The organism is Paenibacillus sp. FW101-FHT12H11 (assembly GCF_058790355.1).
In genome coordinates this window covers 43,106-63,860 of sequence record NZ_JBYTCO010000011.1, presented here as the reverse complement: position 1 = coordinate 63,860, position 20,755 = coordinate 43,106, and the positions used below count along the sequence as shown (strand labels likewise).

General features: G+C 48.5%; 20 protein-coding genes. 16 read left to right on the top strand and 4 right to left on the bottom strand.

Going from position 1 to position 20,755, the window contains the following annotated elements; all coding sequences use genetic code 11:
- Positions 1-35 precede the first annotated feature (35 nt).
- Complete coding sequence (locus AC3WTJ_RS30120; RefSeq protein WP_492524846.1) at positions 36-1,910, bottom strand: PAS domain S-box protein; 1,875 nt, start codon at positions 1,908-1,910, stop codon at positions 36-38.
- Positions 1,911-2,113: 203 nt separating this feature from the next.
- On the opposite strand from AC3WTJ_RS30120, the gene AC3WTJ_RS30115 reads away from it, so the two are divergent.
- The 14 genes from AC3WTJ_RS30115 to AC3WTJ_RS30050 all read left to right on the top strand — a co-directional run bounded on the left by AC3WTJ_RS30115 (position 2,114) and on the right by AC3WTJ_RS30050 (position 13,942).
- A complete protein-coding gene (locus AC3WTJ_RS30115) occupies positions 2,114-3,484 on the top strand; it encodes a TrkH family potassium uptake protein (protein WP_492524845.1) in 1,371 nt (456 codons plus the stop codon).
- Between the two features lie 71 nt (positions 3,485-3,555).
- Positions 3,556-4,050 carry a hypothetical protein gene (locus tag AC3WTJ_RS30110; protein ID WP_492524844.1) on the top strand — a complete coding sequence of 165 codons (495 nt, stop codon included), beginning with the start codon at positions 3,556-3,558 and terminating at the stop codon, positions 4,048-4,050.
- A complete protein-coding gene (locus AC3WTJ_RS30105) occupies positions 4,031-4,543 on the top strand; it encodes a hypothetical protein (RefSeq protein ID WP_492524843.1) in 513 nt (170 codons plus the stop codon). The genes AC3WTJ_RS30110 and AC3WTJ_RS30105 overlap by 20 nt, the downstream gene beginning before the upstream one ends.
- 175 nt (positions 4,544-4,718) lie before the next feature.
- Positions 4,719-5,921 (top strand): MFS transporter, encoded by a 1,203-nt coding sequence (locus tag AC3WTJ_RS30100; RefSeq protein WP_127455049.1) that lies wholly within the window; start codon positions 4,719-4,721, stop codon positions 5,919-5,921.
- A 248-nt stretch (positions 5,922-6,169) separates the two neighbouring features.
- Positions 6,170-6,601, top strand: coding sequence for a GNAT family N-acetyltransferase (locus tag AC3WTJ_RS30095; RefSeq protein ID WP_127455051.1), 432 nt, complete (start codon positions 6,170-6,172; stop codon positions 6,599-6,601).
- Between the two features lie 141 nt (positions 6,602-6,742).
- Positions 6,743-7,297, top strand: coding sequence for a DUF402 domain-containing protein (locus tag AC3WTJ_RS30090; RefSeq protein ID WP_492524842.1), 555 nt, complete (start codon positions 6,743-6,745; stop codon positions 7,295-7,297).
- Positions 7,298-7,903 (top strand): signal peptidase I, encoded by a 606-nt coding sequence (gene lepB, locus AC3WTJ_RS30085; RefSeq protein ID WP_492524841.1) that lies wholly within the window; start codon positions 7,298-7,300, stop codon positions 7,901-7,903. It begins immediately after the preceding gene.
- A gap of 35 nt (positions 7,904-7,938) precedes the next feature.
- Entirely contained in the window at positions 7,939-9,144 is a 1,206-nt protein-coding gene (queG, locus tag AC3WTJ_RS30080; RefSeq protein WP_492524840.1) for a tRNA epoxyqueuosine(34) reductase QueG, read from the top strand.
- Entirely contained in the window at positions 9,141-9,704 is a 564-nt protein-coding gene (locus AC3WTJ_RS30075; RefSeq protein ID WP_492524839.1) for a methylated-DNA--[protein]-cysteine S-methyltransferase, read from the top strand. The genes queG and AC3WTJ_RS30075 overlap by 4 nt, the downstream gene beginning before the upstream one ends.
- 15 nt (positions 9,705-9,719) lie before the next feature.
- The gene (locus AC3WTJ_RS30070) at positions 9,720-10,751 is read left to right on the top strand and encodes an HD-GYP domain-containing protein (RefSeq protein WP_492524838.1); all 1,032 of its coding nucleotides are present in this window, start codon (positions 9,720-9,722) and stop codon (positions 10,749-10,751) included.
- Between the two features lie 90 nt (positions 10,752-10,841).
- Positions 10,842-11,051 (top strand): YneF family protein, encoded by a 210-nt coding sequence (locus tag AC3WTJ_RS30065; protein ID WP_127455063.1) that lies wholly within the window; start codon positions 10,842-10,844, stop codon positions 11,049-11,051.
- Between the two features lie 133 nt (positions 11,052-11,184).
- Positions 11,185-11,763: a TetR/AcrR family transcriptional regulator gene (locus tag AC3WTJ_RS30060; RefSeq protein ID WP_492524837.1), complete on the top strand. Its 579-nt coding sequence runs from the start codon at positions 11,185-11,187 to the stop codon at positions 11,761-11,763.
- 27 nt (positions 11,764-11,790) lie between these two features.
- On the top strand, positions 11,791-12,381 hold the full coding sequence (folE, locus tag AC3WTJ_RS30055; RefSeq protein ID WP_127455066.1) for a GTP cyclohydrolase I FolE: 591 nt from the start codon (positions 11,791-11,793) through the stop codon (positions 12,379-12,381).
- 241 nt (positions 12,382-12,622) lie between these two features.
- On the top strand, positions 12,623-13,942 hold the full coding sequence (locus tag AC3WTJ_RS30050) for a deoxyguanosinetriphosphate triphosphohydrolase family protein (RefSeq protein ID WP_492524836.1): 1,320 nt from the start codon (positions 12,623-12,625) through the stop codon (positions 13,940-13,942).
- A gap of 60 nt (positions 13,943-14,002) precedes the next feature.
- Here the strand turns inward: AC3WTJ_RS30050 and AC3WTJ_RS30045 are convergent, their stop codons facing one another.
- Positions 14,003-15,001 (bottom strand): alpha/beta hydrolase, encoded by a 999-nt coding sequence (locus tag AC3WTJ_RS30045; RefSeq protein WP_492524835.1) that lies wholly within the window; start codon positions 14,999-15,001, stop codon positions 14,003-14,005.
- A gap of 310 nt (positions 15,002-15,311) precedes the next feature.
- On the opposite strand from AC3WTJ_RS30045, the gene AC3WTJ_RS30040 reads away from it, so the two are divergent.
- Together AC3WTJ_RS30040 and AC3WTJ_RS30035 are read left to right on the top strand one after the other, a co-directional pair.
- The gene (locus AC3WTJ_RS30040; RefSeq protein ID WP_127455072.1) at positions 15,312-16,055 is read left to right on the top strand and encodes an IclR family transcriptional regulator; all 744 of its coding nucleotides are present in this window, start codon (positions 15,312-15,314) and stop codon (positions 16,053-16,055) included.
- A gap of 93 nt (positions 16,056-16,148) precedes the next feature.
- Positions 16,149-17,039, top strand: a complete 891-nt coding sequence (locus AC3WTJ_RS30035; protein WP_157323421.1) for a cation diffusion facilitator family transporter — start codon at positions 16,149-16,151, stop codon at positions 17,037-17,039.
- 75 nt (positions 17,040-17,114) lie between these two features.
- On the opposite strand, the gene sleB is transcribed toward AC3WTJ_RS30035, so the two are convergent.
- Positions 17,115-17,777 carry a spore cortex-lytic enzyme gene (gene sleB / locus AC3WTJ_RS30030; protein WP_492524834.1) on the bottom strand — a complete coding sequence of 221 codons (663 nt, stop codon included), beginning with the start codon at positions 17,775-17,777 and terminating at the stop codon, positions 17,115-17,117.
- Positions 17,778-17,972: 195 nt separating this feature from the next.
- Positions 17,973-20,690, bottom strand: coding sequence for an aconitate hydratase AcnA (acnA, locus tag AC3WTJ_RS30025; protein WP_492524833.1), 2,718 nt, complete (start codon positions 20,688-20,690; stop codon positions 17,973-17,975).
- Positions 20,691-20,755 lie beyond the last annotated feature (65 nt).

Below are 20,755 nucleotides of genomic sequence, written 5' to 3'. Positions count from 1 at the left end.
ATAGAGCCATCCTGTATGGGCAGAATGGCTCTATTTTAATTAAAGGTCGGAAGGTAAACCTCAACGGTTGTTCCTTCTTTATCTTTGCTGAACACGTTTACTGTTCCATTATGGCTTTCAATAATCTTTTTGCTGACCATGAATCCAAGGCCTGTTCCTTTTTCCTTTGTTGTATAGAAAGGCTGCCCCAGCTTAGTTATAATGTGCTCGGGGATTCCGCAGCCTTGATCGATAAAGCGGAGAATCAGGCTGTTTTCGTTCGGTGTTTTCACTTGAATGAGAAGGGTTCCGCCAAGTGACATCGCCTCTATCCCGTTTTTAATGAAATTGATGCAAACTTGTTTCAACTGATTCTGATCGCACAAAATCGGGGGAAGATCAGGTTCGCATTCCGTGATAATTTCCACATTACTAAGAATCGCTTGTGATTCCAGCAACGTAGTTACTTGAGATAAAATGTTGCGAATATCTTTACGATCTGAGTGGATCATCTGGGGTTTAGCCAAAATCAGCAGCTCGCTGAGAATCATTTCGATGCGCTCAATTTCTGATGACATAATTTCATAATACAATTTTTTCTCGGAAACGCCTGATTTCATAAGCTGAATGAAACCTTTAATTGCTGTGATCGGATTCCGGATCTCATGGGCGATCCCGGCAGCTAATTGACCGGCGATAGAAAGTTTTTCTGAATTAATGAGCAGTTGCTCGGCTTGCTTCTTTTCCGTAATATCGTGACACGTGCCAGCGATGCCAATAATCTGACCCGTCGTGTCATGAATAGGAGATAACGTCGTGCTCACATCAACGAGCGAGCCGTCTTTGCGCAATCTAACCGTTTCGAAACCGATCACCGATTGCCCGGATAGGACCTGATCGTGAAGTTCCGTTGTTTGCTGAGCGAGATTTGGTGGTGTGATGGGCAGCAATTGATGGATGATTTCCTCGGACTTCCACTGAAAAAGCTTGTCGAATGCAGCATTGGTTTCAACGACCTTCTCGTCACGGTCAATGACCCAAATCGCGTCCCCATTGTTTTTGATGAAGGATTCCAGTCTTTCCTTGGTCGCGCAGAGCTCATCTTCGGCCTGTTTGCGTTTTGTAATATCCCGGCCGACGGCGACGATTTTTTCGACATCGCCTTCTTCATTGCGAATCATTTTGACCGTCGTTTCAAACCAAACGTAATGGCCCTCTTTATGGCGAATACGGCATATAAACATATCGACATCCGGATTATCGAGCAGACAGCGTTTACCCCAAGCAAGCAAATCATCCGGATGCCAGAGATCTATCATTTTGGTTCCTATGATTTCATCCATTTCATAGCCTAGCAAGCTACGAACAGCCGGAGAAATATGGCGTGTTACGCCCTCTGGCGAGGAAATTGAGATAATATCCAAAATATGATCGGAAATCATACGATACAGCTCATGAATTTGTTCCAAATGTTTCGTCATGCTGATCTGATAGTGGACGTCTTTTTCATAGAGAAGGCGCTCTTTCTCGCGCAGCTCGTTTTCCGCCTGTTTTTGATCGCTGATATCGATAATTTGAGAGACGAAAAACGGATTGTGACTCTCCTCATCTTGAGCAAGAGATACAGCCAAGAGGCACCATACAATATGGCCGTCCTTATGAATATACCTTTTTTTCATTTGATAGGAATCCCGTTTGCCAGTAAGCAATTCAGTCATTAATTGCAAATCAAGGATCAAGTCCTCCGGATGGGTGATCTCCTGAAAAGTAAGGGAGGACAACTCCAACTCCGAATACCCTAGTATGGTGCAAATAGCCGGATTAGCTTTGAGACAGCGTCCATTCAATGAAACAAGAACCATGCCGATCGGAGCATATTTAAAAGCTTGTATAAATAAAGATTCATTAATTAATCTTTGGTCTATGGACATGGACAAAACTACCTCCGCTAAGGGCTTAACTCAAGATTCCAACTGAAGTGTTCTACCAGAAAGGGGGTTATTCCTGCCTATACGGCATTTAAATTAGGCGAAAAGCCGCAGTGCTAGGCGATAATCTCTCTTAATCTGACAGTTCTTTACATTGCTTCTATCAAATTATACAATTGTCGCAAACTCATTATAGGTATGGAGGTATGGGGTTGCTCGCAATGATACATAATTCGAAAAAGAGATTCCGCTTAAGTCCTCCCCAAGTGCTGGCTATCGGGTTTATTTTGATCATTATCGCGGGATCGATTCTGCTGTCTTTGCCCGTTTCCACAGCAGGGGAAGGTCAAATGACATGGACCGATGCTCTATTTATGGCAACCTCCGCCACTTGCGTAACGGGGTTGTCCGTGATTAATACAGGCGCACATTTATCAACCTTCGGGGAAATTGTACTTATTTTTCTTGTCCAAATTGGCGGCCTTGGTTTCATGACCATGTCTACACTTATTGCCCTCGTTCTACGGCGGCGCATCTCCTTCCAGGAGCGTCTTATCCTGCAGGAGGCGATGAATTATGAGTCTACGGAGGGAATCGTTCGGCTTGTTCGAAAAGTCTTGATTTACGCGCTCTACATTGAGCTGGCCGGCGCCGTGTTATATGCAATCCGTTGGTCGTTTGAGATGCCTGTCGGCAAGGCCGTATACTTTGGTATATTTCATAGCATCTCGATATTCAACAATGCCGGGTTCGATCTATTCGGCAGCATGCCTGACCGGCCGGGAAGTTTGATGCATTATGTCGAAGATCCCTTCGTGAACATCGTCTCTATGCTTTTAGTCATTTTAGGCGGCATCGGGTTTATCGTGATTTCCGATTTGCTAACGTATCCTAAGAATAAAAAGCTTACCCTGCACAGCAAGGTGGTGCTCAGCGCTTCTGCGGCGCTCATCCTCATCGGGGCTATCGTCATTCTTATCTTCGAGTTCACGAATACGCATACGCTGCAGCCGCTCTCCGCGATGGGCAAGCTGCTCAGCTCGCTGCTGCAGTCCGTTTCATCGCGTTCAGCAGGCATTAACACCATCGATATTCCATCGATGCGGCAGGCGACGCAGTTCTTCATCATTATCATGATGTTTATCGGGGCTTCGCCCGGTTCCTCCGGAGGGGGCATCAAGGTAACGACCTTCGTCATCCTTGTCGGTGCGGTGATCGCCATGATGCGGGGCCAAGAGGAAATCGTGCTGTTCCGCCGCCGCATCTCGAAAGATCGGATTTATAAGGCGATTACGTTCACGCTGCTTTCTTTTTCATTGATTGTCATTGCCACCATTGTTCTGACCATAACAGAGAGTTATCCGTTTCTTGGCGTATTGTTTGAGGTCACATCGGCGTATGCCACGGCAGGAATGTCGATGGGATTATCTTCACAGCTGACGGAATTCGGCAAAGTATTTCTTGTTATACTGATGTTCATTGGGCGGCTTGGACCCGTTACACTCGCTTATATTTTGATTCCGCTGCCAGAGAAAGAACATTTCCGCTACCCGGAAGGAAAGATCACGATAGGATAGCTGATTGCATACTGAGCCTTCAACGGGGAATAGTAAGGTAAAACTTTTCCTGATTGGAGGTTTTTTCTAACGTGTTTTTATTAAATGTTTGCACGACCTTGATTGCTGTTGGCGCAGTGGCTTCCTTAGGCAAAATGCCAAAGCTTTTTGACCGTTTCGAAAAATGGGTGTACTACATGGTCATCTTAATTGCGATTGAACAGCTGCATTCAGCGATTGTAGATAATTTCAAATTGATACAATTTGCAGAGTCTTTCTGGGCCTTTTACTTTTATAAGCTCAATCAAATCCTTATTTTCCCGATTGGCACCTTGTGGCTGCTCGTTCCTATTTTTCAAGCGAATACACGGTTTCTGATCAAAATCCTCTATATAGGCATCTGGTTTTCAGCCTTAACCGGTTCTTATCACTTATTTCAGTTCTTTGGTATTCTGACCTTAACGGGGTGGAATATTGGTTATTCCATGGTCGTCTGGTATACCGCCTTGCTCGAGTTAACCTGTTTCTGCTTAGTTTTCAGAAAAATGCTTGGAAAGTGTGATGGCCATGATCCTGTACCCACCTGAACACTTTGATATCAATGAGTGGTTTACCTTGATTTCGCTCGCTGTCACCGTAGCCTTCGCTTTTCTGCTGCCCAAACGTTTCTCTCCTGTTGCGATTACCGTGTATACCGTGTTCACCGTTTTTATCTCACAGTCGGTTGATTCATTGATTGCCGTCAAACCCTTTGATATGTACGATGTCAGTGATAGTTCCAAGTATGAGGTGATGGACATTGTCATTTATTATCTTAACTATCCTCCGTATACCTACATCTTTTTGTATTTTTATGATAAATGGAAATTAAAGGGCATAGTTCGAATCCTTTATGTGGGCTTATTCTCGGGGATATCTGTGTTTTTTGAATGGTTAGCCTGCCTTTGTCACGTTTTTACGTTTAATGGTTGGAAGCTGTGGTATTCACCATTTGTTTATCTTGTCGTGTTTACGTTGTACATCATTGTTCATCATGCGACAGAGAAAGTATTGAGAGGATATGCAGCAAGGAGCCACTGAAAATATATTGCCTGACGGTGTCTAAACCGTTAGGCTTTTTATGTTCTTGATTTAAAATTTCTAATATCGGGAGAAAGATGATAAAATAAGGTTATCGTTTCGCGGTTATCGGGAGAGAGAAGGAGAAATGAACGAGCACTTACGTGCAGAAAGAAGCATTAGGAGGGGAAATGACATGGAATTTTCTTGGAAGCGAAATCTGGTTACATTATGGATCGGCGTTTTTTTCTGCGGGATGGCCTACACCATATCGGTTCCATTCTTGCCGATATTCCTGCACACGGAGCTCGGAATTGATAAAGGGCTCGAAGCATGGTCGGGTATCACCTTTGGCATTACTTTTCTAGCGAGCGCTTTAATTGCACCCTACTGGGGATCACTTGCTGACAAATATGGTCGCAAACCGATGCTCATTCGTTCAGGGTTCAGTTTAAGCGTTCTTTATTTTGCAACGTTTTTCGTACATGATCCTTATCTGTTCTTAGTTGTACGCATCCTGCAAGGGCTGCTTGCCGGCTTCGTTCCGGCGTCCATTGCGCTGGTTGCCACGAACACTCCGGAGAAAGAAGTCGGTTATGCCCTTGGCGTCATGTCTACCGCAGGTGCTGCAGGAAGCGTGATCGGCCCGCTGGTTGGCGGTTTTGTCAGCCATTGGGTAGGGAACAGGGAGTCCTTTCTGGTCTCCGGCTGTGTCGTCTTGGTGGCGGCTTTCATCGGTCTATTCGGAGCCAAGGAAAAAAACTTCAACCGCTCCGCCGAGCGTTCCAGCGTCTGGGACGACTTGAAATCGGCTGCGCACAACCGATCCTTCATGATGATCCTTGGCGTCACCATGCTGGTGGCTACCTCGGTCATGATCGTTGAGCCGCTGCTTACCATCTATGTGCTCCAAATGGGGGGCACCCAAAGCTCAGCGTCGCTAAGCTCAGGCATCATCTTCTCAGCGGTTGGCGTAGCCACGGTCATAGCCGCGCCTCGATGGGGCAAGCTTGGGCAAAAGATCAGCTACTCCAAAACGCTGTTCATCGGGCTGTTAGGCGGAGGCATAGGTAATTTACTGCAGCTGGGTACGCATCATTTGCTGGCATTCGGCATATTGAGGTTTAGTTACGGGCTGTTCTTCGCCGCCGTCTATCCGGCGTTAAATGCTTTGATTGTGAAATTTACGGATCCCGGCTTTCGGGGCAGGGCCTTCAGCCTGAACCAATCCGCTACGCAGCTTGGGACGATGAGCGGTCCGATCATCGGCGGCTTCTTGGGCGGCTGGATCGGAATTCCTCTCGTTTTTGCCATCAATGGGCTTGCTCTGATTGGTGTGGCATTTTTCTACAAATATCGCGGTCCGCAAGCGGTTGTGAAAGAGTCGCAAGCTACTTAGCAACTAGCATCGATGCCTGACGGAATTTCATCCGTCAGGCTTTTATTTGTTTCAGTTGGTAGAATGCTTAACGCGCAATTTGTTGAAAACGCTTGCATTTAAGCGCTTTCAAGAGGTTTTTAGAAAAAAACAAAGATTTTTGTGAATTTTAACACATTTTCAGCAGGATTCCGTCCTTTTTTGTCGTATTTACTAAATTACCATAAAATTAATCCTAGAAAATGAATAGGGGATTGGGAGAGAACCGTATGCATGTTCGTTCATTTCAGCTTGGTGATACGTCTTCGGTGACATCACTTTTACAGGATGTTTTGTCGGAAATCTGCTATGAGGAAACGATGGAAGCATTTGCTCGTCAACTTTCTTGGGATACGGAGCTTGTGCTGGTTGCACAAGAAGAATCAGAAATCGTGGGCGTGATTATTGGCACCATCGATAACAACAATGGCTATTACTATCGAATTGCAGTTGCCACAGAGTATCAGCGTAAAGGTATCGGTAAAGCTTTGATCGAAGCGATGAAAATGAGGTTCCTCCAACGGAACGTGAACAAAATTATGGTAACGGTGGACGTCCATAATGAAGTCGTACTCCCAGTGTATGAGTCGGCGGGTTATAGTACATCTGATTTTTCCCGTGCTGCGCATCGTTTGAGCATTGTGAAGAAAGTCAGCGTATAGTCACGGCAGTGACGAGTGTGAAATTGAACAGATTGAAGCTAGAGAAGCATATCTGTGCCGCCATTGCATTTGGGGGTCAGATATGCTTTTCTATATAATAGGGGAACTTATCGGCAGCTATCAATAGAGGAGCTTTGAGACATGGATAATTTCGCGCCGTATGTGATAAAAAGCTTCAAACATGACGGACATTTACACCGGATGTGGCTCACGAATTGGCGAGTGCCGCCGCACGTCATGCATGCCGACCATCTCCAGCTAGACATGATGGTGTTTATTAACAGCCAGACGAAGATTCAGGAAGCTGACGGGAAGGAATGGGTCAGCCGTATTCCGGGCGTTTCTTTTTTTATTCCCAAGCAATGGTTTAATATTGTTGCCCTTATTGAAGATACAGGAGTCAGATATTACTGTAACGTAGCGTCTCCTATGTATGTGACGGGGCAAGTGCTTACTTATATCGACTACGACCTTGATGTCATTCGAATGCCGGATCGTTCCGTGCATATCGTAGATGAAGATGAATATGAACGTCATAAACTGAATTATCACTATTCGGCTCTTGTTGAATCAAAAGTGAAGGATGGACTTGCCGCCATTTTGGAACTGGCCAGTACGGACAAGCCGCCATTTCAAGATGACTTGGTCATGCATTATTACGAGCAGTGGGAAAAGCAAAAGAACGGAGGAGCATGAATGAGCTTCTTTGTAGGCCGTAATGAATCCAATCAAGCAGCTTCACAGTCCAGGAATGTCAAACAGACAGAGGTAAAGAGCCTTACCCATGAGCTGTGGGATTGGACGAAATCCATCCTCGTAGCTCTTCTTGTCGTTATTCTTGTGCATCAATTCGGATTTAACTTGTCCACAGTTCGGGGACATTCGATGGATCCAACGCTGCAAGAGGGAGAATGGCTGTTTGTGAATAAGGCGATTACGTACTTCAAATCGCCTAAACGCGGTGAAATCGTCATCCTGAAGGAGACGGAGGAGTATGCCTTTACCCACCATCCTTTTTTGGTGAAAAGGGTGGTGGCCGTTGGAGGCGACGAGGTGAAAGGCCGAGGCGGCGCTTTGTATGTGAACGGCGAGAAAGTCGACGAACCGTACACCGACTCGCCTATCGAGGACGGCGATTTCGGCCCGATGCAGATCGGGGAGGGCCGCGTCTTCGTGATGGGCGATAACCGCCATGCGGCGGCGAGTGCGGACAGCCGCAGGTTCGGGGAAGTTCCGGCCGGCCTGATTCAAGGCCGGGCTGAGTATGTGCTGTGGCCATTCTCAATGGCCGCAGACCTGTAAGGTAAATACGAACAGATGAAAGAGGTGAGGGTGTTTTGGCGGTTTCCATCGTCGCAGCGTCAGAGACAGAGATTAGAAAATTACAGCAAGAGATCGTGGAAGCCGCGCCGTCCCTCGGTATAGATAAGATCGGCTTCACGTCAGCTGAGCCGTTCACAGAACTGAAAGACATCCTTCTACGTCACCGGGAGAAGGGGTTCGAATCCGGCTTCGAGGAGCCGGATATCGAGAAGCGGGTGCATCCCGAGCTGAGCTTCGATGCGCCGCGGTCGATCATCTCCATCGCGGTCGCATACCCATCGAAGCTGGCTAACCCGCCCCGATCCGAGCCAGGGGCGTATCGGGGGATCATTTCGCGCTCCTCCTGGGGCAGCGATTACCATGATGTGCTTCGCGACCGGCTCGCGAAGCTGGAGGCTTTCATCGCGGAGCGCATGCCGGATGCGCGATTGCAAAGCATGGTCGACACCGGCGTGCTGGTTGACCGCGCTGTCGCGGAGCGCTCCGGCATCGGCTGGTCCGGTAAGAACTGCGCCGTCATTACACCGGAATGGGGCTCATGGGTCTATTTGGGCGAAATCATCACCAATATTCCGTTCAGCCCCGGTACGCCGATGATGGATCAGTGCGGCGACTGCACGATCTGTATCGACGCTTGTCCCACAGGGGCGCTCGTTGGCCCGGGACAGCTCAACTCATCCCGCTGCATCTCCTTCATTACCCAAACGAAGGGATACATCGCGGATGAGTACAAGCTTAAAATCGGCAACCGGCTCTATGGCTGTGATACGTGCCAGATCGTCTGCCCGAAGAACAAGGGGATGAACTGGACGCATCATCCGGAGTTCGAGCCTGACCCTGAGAAGGTCAAGCCGCTTCTGATTCCCTTGCTCACCATGACGAACAAGGACTTCAAAGAGCAATACGGACGCATCGCGGCGTCCTGGAGGGGCAAAAAGCCCATTCAGCGCAACGCGATCATCGCGCTGGGCAACTTCAGGGACAGCTCCGCTGTGCCTGATCTTACGGAGCTGCTGCACAAGGATCCGCGGCCTGAGATTAGGGCAACGGCTGCATGGGCGCTGGGGCGCATAGGGGGCGACGATGCCGCAGCAGCTCTGGACAAGGCCCAAGGGGCCGAGCAGGAACCGGCGGTGCAGCAAGATATTGAGAAGGCGATGACGGCCATCCGGCAAGCGAATCATGCAAGCCCGCAGACAGGGGAGAAGAATCCGACATGACATATCATCAGCAATCCACTGCGAACAAATTGATCTATACGGAAGTGGCTACGCCTATAGGCGCGCTTGTTCTCATTACAAGTCCGAAAGGACTTTGCCGTGTTGCTTTCGGCACCATGAGCCAGAATCAAGCGGACCTGCAAGAGTGGACGACACGTTGGTTTGGCAAGGATACGGAGCTCCAGGAGGATGCAGGAACACTTGCGCCAACCGTACAACAGCTGGAGGAGTATTTTAGAGGAGAACGGCTAAAGTTTGATGGGGAATTGGATTTGCAGGGTACGGAATTTCAGAAAAAAGTTTGGACTGCCCTGCTGGACGTACCATACGGAGAGACAGCTTCCTATAAGCACATTGCCGAGGCGATTCAATCACCGAAAGCCGTTAGAGCAGTAGGCGGCGCAAATAATAAAAATCCGATTCCCGTAATCATTCCCTGTCATCGCATCATTGGTGTAAGCGGCGAGTTGGTGGGGTATGCCGGGGGTCTCGACATGAAAATACATTTACTTGATTTGGAACGCGAAGAACGCCCCCATATGAATCCAAAGAATAACTAACTGTGGAGTGATCCTATGAAATATGTACATTTGGATTCCGTTGAGTCGGGTCAATATTTAGGCCGCACGATATTTGCCAGCAACGGTTCGATTTTGCTTTCGGAAGGCGTGCAGTTAACGGTTTTTATGATCAATACGCTCAATCGAATCGGTGTTACGATGGTTTATATCAAGGATCCAAACCTGGAAGATGTGGAGATTCCGGAAATCGTTTCAGAAGAAACGAAACGTATTGTGATGCAGCAAATGGGACAAACCTTCGCTGCGCTCCGATCCGGCAAGGAATTCAACTCCCGCGCTATGAGTATTTCGATCAATACTTTGCTTGACGAGGTGATGAAGAATCGGGATGTGCTCGTCCAACTGACCGACATTCGAACCAAGGATAACGAGATGTATGTCCATGCGACCAACGTCTGCATGATGGCGGTGCTTGTAGGCATTAATATGGGGTTCAATGAGAGCCAATTGAAAGAGCTTGCTATCGGCGCCCTTCTTCATGACGTGGGGAAAATTGAGCTCACCTGTGACGATGAGTCGTCTGACAGCAGGAGGCATCATACATGGCGCGGGTTTGAGCTTTTGAAAACCAAGCGCGAATTCAGCTTGCTGATTGCCCATGTCGCCTTCCAACATCATGAAGCATTGGACGGACAGGGCATTCCGAGAGGCTTGACCAGCGACGACATCCATATTTATGCCAAAATTACAGCTGTCGCGAATATGTACGATAACCTGCTCTTCGATACTTCCATGGGACGCCGGATGTTGCCCTACGAGGCATGTGAGCATATGATGGCGCTGGCTGGAACAAAGCTGGATCGAGAGGTTTTGATTCATTTTCTGAAAACTGTTTCCATCTATCCGACCGGGGCCTCCGTCCGTCTATCGAATCGCGAGACCGGCGTTGTTGTCGGCCAGCATCGCGGATTGCCGACCCGCCCGATTGTCAGAATCGTCAAGCAGGATCAGATGGACAGAGAACTGGATATTAAGGAAATCGATTTGGCCAAACATACCACCGTTTTTATTGAACAAGTTCTATGATTTATGGCCAAGTCATTTGTAAAGCGATGAGTAGAAATGGTATGATAAGGCAAGCAATCTAACCAATCAGCACTTGCAGGGGGCAACGTTATGTGGAGTTATCTTATTCCTATTCTCACTTTGATTGTGGGCTTAGTCGGCGGATTTTTTATCGGCGTGTTTTACTTGAAAAAGCAGTTGGAATCCATGCAAAATAATCCCGAAATGCTGGCCAAAATGGCGAAGCAAATGGGCTACAACATGAATAAACAGCAGTTAAACAAAGCGCAGCAAATGATGAAAAACCAAAAGTGGAAATAATAGTGGGGCTCGTGACCCCTTCAAAGGGCTTTGCTGTCTAACCGTACAATCGGAGGACAGCAGGAGCCCTTCGTGTTATAGTCAGGTTTTGTAAAATTAGGACATACCAGTACGATTCAGAGGTGGCTAGTCGATGGCAAGCAACAAAGACCGCATTCTGGAAGCTGCGATGGATCTATTTCATGATCATGGCTACCAAGGAACGGGACTAGAGGACATTTTGTCGAGCAGCGGGGTATGTAAAAGCAATTTTTATTATCATTTTAAAAGCAAAGAAGAACTGGGCTTAAAGGTCATTGAACGCAAGGTAGATGAAATGCGGCAATCCGTGTTGGAGCCAAGTCTGGGGAATACTAAATTATCGCCAAAGCAGCGCGTGTTGGAGTTGTTTGAACGCATGTTAAGCTTCTGTGATGAGAACGAGTGCCGCAAGGGATGTTTTTTCGGGAATTTGGCGCTAGAGCTTAGCGATTGCTCAGAGGAGCTGCGTAAGCCGCTCAGCCGCTTTTTCAGCGAGATGGAGGGCGAGATTGAGGCTTGTCTGAAAGAAGGCCGGAAACAAGGCGAGCTATCCCTGCAGGGGCTAGCCCCAGTCGAGCTTGCTGCACCTATCGTCTCTCTTTGGCAAGGCGGCATGCTGCTTACCAAAACGCATAAGGACAGCAGGGCTATGAGAGATGGGATCAAGGTTTTGACAGTCTGCATGGGTTAAAGGATATGAATGAGGAGAGTGGAGCCATTGGCATCAGTTGAATACAGAAATACGAGAGTAGCTGAGAATCGCGAGCTGATTGAGAAGCATGTGCGCGAAATTTTGAGATTGATCGGCGAAGATGTGGACCGGGAAGGTTTGTTGGACACACCTGCACGCGTAACGCGCATGTATGAAGAAATTTTTTCGGGCTACGACGCAGACCCGCGGGACGTGCTTGGTGTAACCTTTGATGAGCAGCATGAGGAATTGGTGATCATCAAAGATATTATCTATTACAGCCAATGCGAACATCATATGGCGCCGTTTTTCGGCAAAGTGCATGTTGGCTACCTGCCGAGCGGTAAAGTTGCGGGATTAAGCAAATTTGCCCGTTTAGTCGATGTTATCACCCGCAAATTGCAGGTGCAGGAGAGAATAACGTCCGAAATCGCCGACATTCTCGATGAAGTGCTGAAGCCGCACGGCGTGATGGTCGTTGTGGAAGGCGAGCATATGTGCATGTGCTCCAGAGGGGTCAAAAAGTACGGCAGCGAGACGATCACATCAGCGGTGCGCGGTTCTTTCCGTACGGATTCAACGCTGCGTTCCGAGTTTTTATCATTGATCAATAGGTAATTCGTGAGTAAAGGGGTGTGCATGAAGACAAATGTCTTGTGCAGCATCCCTTTTTTATGGAGAATGTGGCTGCATGACTTGTTGCCGAATAGATGAATATAGTATTCTTTTATAAATAAATGGCCCCATGGTGACTAGCGTACATGCTATAGCATAAACTGATCATAGCAAGTATACAAATCGCTAGGTGTACAATTCCGGGGGTTGGCAAGAGCACGAGAGCACCAGAGGGGGCAAGCAGATGAAAAACATACGAAAATTTCGGCCCGGAGAGGCCGCTTCCTCTAAAGTGAGTGAAGAACGGGATGAATTTGAGCGGGATTACGCAAGATTGATCCAATCACCGACCTTTCGGCGGCTGCAGGGCAAGTCGCAGGTGTTCGGAGCCGGTTCAGGCGACTATTACCGGACGCGGTTGACCCATTCGCTGGAGGTTGCCCAAATCGCAAGAGAAGTGGCGAAACGTCTGGAGCGGACGAACCCTTTTCTGCAAAAAAGAGAGCATCCGGGTCTCATCATTGACCCTACCGTTGTGGAGTGTGCGTCGATTGCGCACGATTTCGGCCACCCGCCTTTTGGCCACAAAGGGGAAGAGGTGCTGAACCACATTCTGCTGAAGGATCATGGTTTGAAATACGAGGGCAATGCCCAGAACTTCCGAATCCTGATGTTTCTTGAAAAAAGGGCGGGCAGTGAAAGCGGTCTGGATCTTACCGCGGCTGTGCTGCTTGGCATTAATAAGTATCCTTTCCTGCTGGAGGAAGAAGGCCGGCTCAAAGGGGTATACGCCTCTGAATGGGAGATTATCCGGGAACTGCGGAGAGAATGGAATATGCCGGAAGGCTGCTCCACGTTAGAAGCGCAATTGATGGATTTATGCGACGATATCGCGTACTCTACGCATGATATTGAAGACGGCATTCGCGCTGGCAAAATCCAGATGAACGCTACGTTTTTTGAGAATCAACGCCTGATCCGCCATTTGGTAATGGAAATTTTGAATGATCCCAATAAACACAAATTCGGCTGGGAGCAAGTCGACATCGAGCAAATGGTCAAGAAGGTGCTGACCGACTATCTCGAGCAGTGGCAGCAGATTTTCGTCGAATGCAACCGAGAAGAATCGCGTACGCGCAGAGAGATGAAAGCACGCTGGGTGAGCTCTTTTGCTAGCCGTTTGGACATTCTGGACGATCCTGAACGAGGCTGGAAAAAGGTTGCGCTCGTCAAAGACGGAGCGGAGGATATGAACCTCCTGCGGACCATGGAGATCTTGAAGAAGCTGGCGTGGGTCACGCTGATCAAGGACTTCCGGGTACTGCGCCTCCAGAAGCGGAGCGAGATCATCGTCGAGCGGCTGTGGGAAAGCTTTATCGATCAAGACAGGGGAATGTGGATCATTCCACCCGATTGGATCGATAGCTATGAGCGCCGGAAAGGTAACTGGAGCTGGCCGCGGTTCGTGGCGGACTATATATCCGGCATGACCGACGCATACGCGGAGAAGGTGTATGCAGAGCTGTTCGCGAGCAAGTCCGGCTCGATCTATGAGATGGACTAGGCACAAAAAAATATCGACCCCGCAAGGGGTCGATTTTATAGGGAGGAGGGAATACCAACGTCAGTTAACAGCTGCTACAGTTTCTTTCGGCGTCAGGCCATTAAGAAAGCTGAGAGAAGTGCGCACATACTTTTTGGGCTCTGCGCGGTATAACAATTCATGCTGGGCTTTGGGGATAATCCAAAGTTTGGATTGCGCGTTGTCTTGCACCTTGAAAATATCCTCTACCATTTCATATGGAGCTTTGGAGTCATCCGTTCCATGAATGAAATAAATAGGCATTGAATAAGCGGTTGAAGTGACCTTTTTATAAGGAACCTCGTGCAAGCTCACTCCGTTCAATAAAGGGAAAAATAAGCGGACAAGCGGTAGAGACGGGAATTTCGGAACATTCACAACTTGCTTCATATTGTGATAGAGTGTATCCGGATTCAGCATAAACGTGCTGTCCAGAATCATCCCTGAGATATCCGTACCATTTTGGAGAGCGGCTTGCAGCGCTGTTCCAGCACCCATGGAGAAGCCCCAGATATAAATAGGACCATTGGATAAATGCTTAACATAGTTAATCGCTCCCAGCAGCTCCTGTGACTCCTGAATACCACCGGTCATGATGCGTTCATTGCCTGGTTGAACATAGCCATAATCGAACATCAGCACATTGTAGTTCTGCAAATGCAGCTCACGGGCCAAATTATAGAGCGGAACCCACAGTTCTTCGCGATTACCGCCATAGCCGTGCGAGAAGATCACGGTTTTGTTGGAAGGAGCGGGAATGAACCAACCGTCTAAATTCGAGGCTCCGTTCAGACTTGGGAACGTAATGCTGCTGTAGGGAAGACCTACGGCTCTCATGGGATCCGAATGAAGCGGATCAATATGCGGCCGTGCCAGCGTCCATGCAATATAGGCGTGAAAAGCCAGCAACAGCGAGGTACATAACGTCAGGAATGAGATCAGGATGGTGAGAACCAGCCTTTTTTTGCGTAATAGCGGACGGGTAACGACCTGTTCGAGCGTAGGTTGAATTGAGCCTGGGGATAGTGATGTTGATGACATCGCAGTACCCTCCCTCCAGAAAAGTAGTGTGTTCAAATGGGCTGCTCTGAGAAGTTATAAGGAGAAAGGAATAATTATCTAAATTTTCAGATAAGTAATCTATTATCTTAATCTTATTCTGTATGCGCTTACAAGTCAATGAGGGTGCGGGAAATGTAAAGTCACTGTAACCTTTCTGTAACAATTCAAGAAACAGATGTTTGACCTTTACGCAACGTTGGAGTTTGGTTATACTAGATATAACTGGGTTTCATATAGTGAAACTATTTGATGCTTCCGCAGACAGTTGACTATGAAAGTGGTGTTCGTCATGGAAGATAATAAGCTGACGGTGCGAGCTGTAGAGCGTGCTTTGGATATTATGCTCTGTTTTACTGAATCGACCGAATTGACGTTGACAGAAATTGCAAGTCGTGTTGATTTACATAAAAGTACGGTGCATCGGCTGCTTGCTTCTTTGGAAGGCAAGGGCTTTATTATGCGCGATGCCGCGACAGATAAATACAGACTGGGCTATCGGCTGTGGGAGCTGTCCGCCAACCTTTCGCAAGAGGGAGACCCTGGCATCATTCTGCTGCCGGAGATGGAAAGGCTGCGCGATCTCCTCGGCGAGACGATCTCGCTTTACGTGCAGGATGGCCTGGAGCGTATCCGCATCCAAGCCGTGCAGAGCAACCATGCCATTCGCCGTGTAGCCCCTGTAGGGGCCCGAATGCCGCTTTACGTCGGCGCCTCGAGCAAGGTGCTCGTCGCCTTCGCAGAGCCCGCTGTGCAGCAGCAGCTGCTAGCCTCGGCCGACTGGCCGACCGGGCTGGATCAGCAGGCGTTCCTGCAGCAGCTGGGCGACACCAAACGCGCTGGCTTCGCCACGAGCGTGGAAGAGCGCGAGCCCGGTGCGGCGGCCGTGTCCGCGCCGATTATTGATCGCGGGGGCCGGCTTGTGGCCGCCCTCGCCGTCTCAGGCCCAGCGAACCGGCTTACGCTGGAGCTGATGCAAGAGCAGGCGCCGCTCATTATGGAAGCGGCGCGGCGTATGGGCACGATGCTGCGCTAGCGCATCGTCCCCGCAATCCTCTATCCAAGTACTTGGATAGAGGATTTTTTGCTTCTAGGAGGCCATACTAGAAGAGGGAAGGGAGTGGCAAGTATGAAGAACACCGCCTCGATGCTGGCGATCTGGATTAGTCTTGCCAGCAATATCGTACTGACCGCCATCAAAATTATCGTTGGCCTTCTTTTCAACAGCCAGGTGCTTATTGCCGATGGCATCCATAATGCCGGAGACGTCATTGCTACGGCGACGGCTTACAGCTCCATGCGTGTTTCGTCTAAGCCTGCTGATGTGGACCATCCTTACGGGCATGGCAAAGCAGAGGTGCTCGGCGCTTTTATTGTTGCGATTATTTTAGCTGGAGCCGCCGTATACATTGGTTATCATTCTATTCATGCCTTATTTGAGCCAGCCGGTGAGGCGCATGTGATTGCTTTTATCGCAGCGGTCATCTCGCTCATCTGGAAGCAAGTTCTTTATGTGTACACGATGCGGGTCGGCCGTAAAATGAACAGCAAGGGATTAATCGCCACGGCCTATGACCATCTGGCGGATGTCTACGCGTCGATTGCCGCTTCTGTCGGGATCGGGTTGGCGCTGCTCGGGGATCATTTCGGCTACGGATTTCTCGCATATGGGGACCCTGTAGCGGGGATTATCGTCTCCATTCTGGTCTTGAAACTGGCTTACGAAATGGGCCAAGATTCATTCGGTATTCTCATGGAGCGGAGCGTAAGCTCGACACAGATTGAAGAGTACGCGTCGCTGATCCGCTCTGTACCTGAGATCAAGCGGATTGACCGCTTGAGAGCACGCGAGCACGGTCACTACATATTAATTGACGCGCGGCTTGGCGTATCGGGTACATTGACCATCCAAGAAGGCCACGACATTATTCGCGGCATTAAACACAAAATCCAATCTGCGCATAGCGATGTGGACGAAGTACTGGTGCATTTGAATCCTTGGTACAAGGAGTCTACGTAACTTATAAAAAATGAAAAAACACCTTTCATCAGCGGCTCCGATTCGAAGCGGCCAGATGAGAGGTGTTTTTCATCTTTACTTGGCAAAAATATGATTGCCGATCCGAACCGTCTGCGGACGTGACCAGATCCATTTGCTTGTCGCTGTTTTTGGATTGAAGTAGTAGAGAGCGCCACCGGTTGGATCCCAGCCGCGTACAGCATCCTGTGCAGCCTTGTATGCCGTGCTGTCCGGCGTCAACCAGTATTGCCCGTCATCTACGGCCGTGAAAGCGCCAGACTCAAAAACAATCCCTTCGATTGTATTCGGAAACTCACTTGAATTCAGACGATTCATAACCACCGCGCCGACTGCAACTTGTCCTTCGTAGGACTCGCCGCGAGCCTCGCTGTAGATCACTTTCGCCAGCATATCAAGATCCGTTTGATTAACCGAATACTTACGTAAGCTCTGCCATGTATTAGCACCAACAATACCATCAATCGTTAAGCCATAATTATATTGAAAATTACGTACAGCTGCGGCGGTAACAGGACCGTACACGCCATCTAGCGGCTGTTGGTAATAGCCTAACATTTTAAGACGGAATTGTGCATCCCAGACATCACCGTTCTCACTGCCTGGTTGCAACGTTTCAGCCGTTGCGGCTGCTGTTGGATGGCTCCATTCGCTTACCGAAAAACCTAAACCAATCGAAGCGATCAGCATGACTAGGACGAGCCTTTTTAATGAGTTCATCTTCATCTCCCCTTTCGCTGTTACCCATTATAGGTGGGTAGGATAGGGGGCTCAACCCGCAGTTATTACCAATGTAAGTCAATCACTTGCGGCTCTAAGGGTGCAGCCATCTCCAAAATCACAAAAAATCCGAGAATGCCATACGGCAATCCCGGATTTCTTAGCTGTGTGTGTATTGCTTTCTTGATGGTTATCTTAGTTTTTCTCAGCCAAAATTTGGCGAAGAACGGTTTGCAGAATACCGCCATTACGGTAGTAATCCACATCAACCAAGCTGTCCAGACGAACAAGTGCGCTGAACTCGAAAGTTGTACCATCTTCACGAGTTGCTGTCACTTTTACTGTTGAACCCGGTTGAACATCGTTGCTCAAACCTGTGATATCGAATGTTTCACGACCTGTGATACCGAGAGTTTTCCAGCTTGCTCCTTCAAGGAATTGAAGCGGAAGAACGCCCATACCTACAAGGTTACTGCGGTGAATACGCTCGAAGCTTTCCGCGATAACGGCTTTAACGCCAAGTAGGAATGTACCTTTTGCCGCCCAGTCACGGGAGCTTCCAGTTCCGTACTCTTTACCTGCGATAACGACAAGGTTTTGTCCTGCAGCTTGATATTTCATGGATGCATCGTAGATGGACTCTACTTCGCCAGTTGGCAGGTAAGTGGTTACGCCACCTTCTGTTCCTGGTGCCACTTGGTTACGAATACGGATGTTCGCGAACGTACCGCGCATCATCACTTCGTGGTTACCACGACGGGAACCGTAGGAGTTGAAGTCTTCTCTTTTTACACCATGGTTGATCAGGTATTGTCCTCCAGGGCTGTCAACTTTGATGTTACCTGCAGGGGAGATGTGATCCGTTGTAACGGAATCGCCCATGAGTGCCAAAGTTTTCGCGCTGCGGATATCCGCGATATCGTCAAGAACTGTACCCAGATCAGTGAAGAACGGAGGCTCTTGAATGTATGTGGAATTCGTGTCGAATTCGTACAGGTCGCCTTCTGGAATCGCGATTTCGTTGAAACGCTCATTCGCGCGGAATACATTGTTGTATTTGTCGCGGAACATGTCAGGGCTCATTGCTACGCCAAGAGCTTCTTGAATCTCTTGGTTTGTAGGCCAGATGTCTTTGAGGTAGACAGGTTGATTGCTTTGGTCGTAACCGATTGGATCGTTAGCCAAATCAATGTTTACTGTACCTGCAAGTGCATAAGCAACAACAAGTGGAGGTGATCCAAGGTAGTTAGCTTTTACTTGAGCATGAACGCGGCCTTCAAAGTTACGGTTACCGGAGATAACGGCAGCTACTGTCATATCGTTGTCAGCTACTGCTTTGCTCACTTCTTCAGGAAGCGGACCGGAGTTACCGATACAAGTTGCACAGCCGTAACCTGCAACGTGGAAACCAAGTGCTTCTAGGGACTCAAGCAAGCCTGCTTTTTTGAGGTACTCAGTAACAACCAGGGAACCTGGCGTCAAGGAGCTCTTCACGAATGCCGGTTTTCTCAAACCGCGAGCTACGGCTTTCTTAGCCACAAGACCCGCACCTAGCATAACGCTTGGGTTGGATGTATTTGTACAGGAAGTGATCGCTGCGATTACAACGGAACCCGTTCCCATTTTAACTGTCTCGCCATTCGGGTAGACAACATCAACTTCTTCGTTGATTTTCTCTTCCGTCAGGCCGTATCCGCCTTTGTCGATTGGCGTACGAATGATGGAGTTGAAGGACTCTTTCATGTTCGTAAGCTCAACGCGGTCTTGCGGACGTTTAGGACCAGCCAAGCTTGGTACTACAGATCCAAGATCAAGTTCGATGACATCTGTGAATACTGGATCTGGTGTGGAATCCGTACGGAACATGCCTTGTGCTTTGTAGTAAGCTTCTACAAGCGCGATTTGATCTTCTTCACGGCCAGTTGCTCTCAAGTAGTTCAATGTTTCGCTATCTACTGGGAAGAAACCGATTGTTGCGCCGTACTCAGGAGCCATGTTCGCAACCGTTGCGCGGTCAGCCAAGGAGATGTTGCTTAGACCAGGACCGAAGAACTCAACGAATTTACCAACAACGCCTTTTTTACGCAACATTTGTGTAACTGTTAGAGCCAAGTCAGTAGCTGTAGCGCCTTCTGCCAAGTGGCCTGTCAATTTGAAACCAACAACGTCAGGAGCTACGAAGTAAAGAGGTTGTCCAAGCATACCAGCTTCCGCTTCGATACCGCCGACGCCCCAACCTACAACGCCAAGACCGTTGATCATTGTTGTATGGGAGTCAGTACCTACAAGGGAATCCGGATAAACAACCGTTTCGCCATCGACTGTTTTTGTAGCTGCAACAGAAGCAAGGTACTCCAAGTTAACTTGGTGAACGATACCTGTTGAAGGTGGAACGGCACGGAAGTTATCAAATGCTGTTTGTGCCCAACGAAGGAAACGGTAACGCTCTTCGTTTCTTTCAAATTCTAAGTTAATGTTCATGTCAAGCGCATCCGGGGAACCGAAAGCGTCAACCATGACAGAGTGGTCGATTACAAGGTCTACAGGAACAAGCGGGTTGATCCGTTTAGGATCTCCACCTTCACGAGCCATTGTCGCACGCATTGCCGCAAGGTCAACGACGACAGGTACGCCTGTGAAGTCCTGAAGAACGATACGAGCAGGAATGAAAGGAATTTCTTTGTTGTCGTCACGGCCTTCAGCCCAGCCGGCGATTTGTTTAACGTGTTCGCTTGTGATGGCACGGCCGTCAAATTGACGGATAGCTGCTTCAAGCAAAACGCGAATGGAAACTGGAAGGTTGCTAACTGTACCGTGACCTTGGTTTTCGAAGTCAGGCAAGCTGTAGTATTGGAACGAATTCGTTCCGACAGTTAACTGCTTACGCACAGAAAAAGTGTCCTTGTTGGACATGGATAATTCCTCCTTTAATATCTTCATCCATTGGTTTCATCTAATGAAACTCAATTTCATTAATC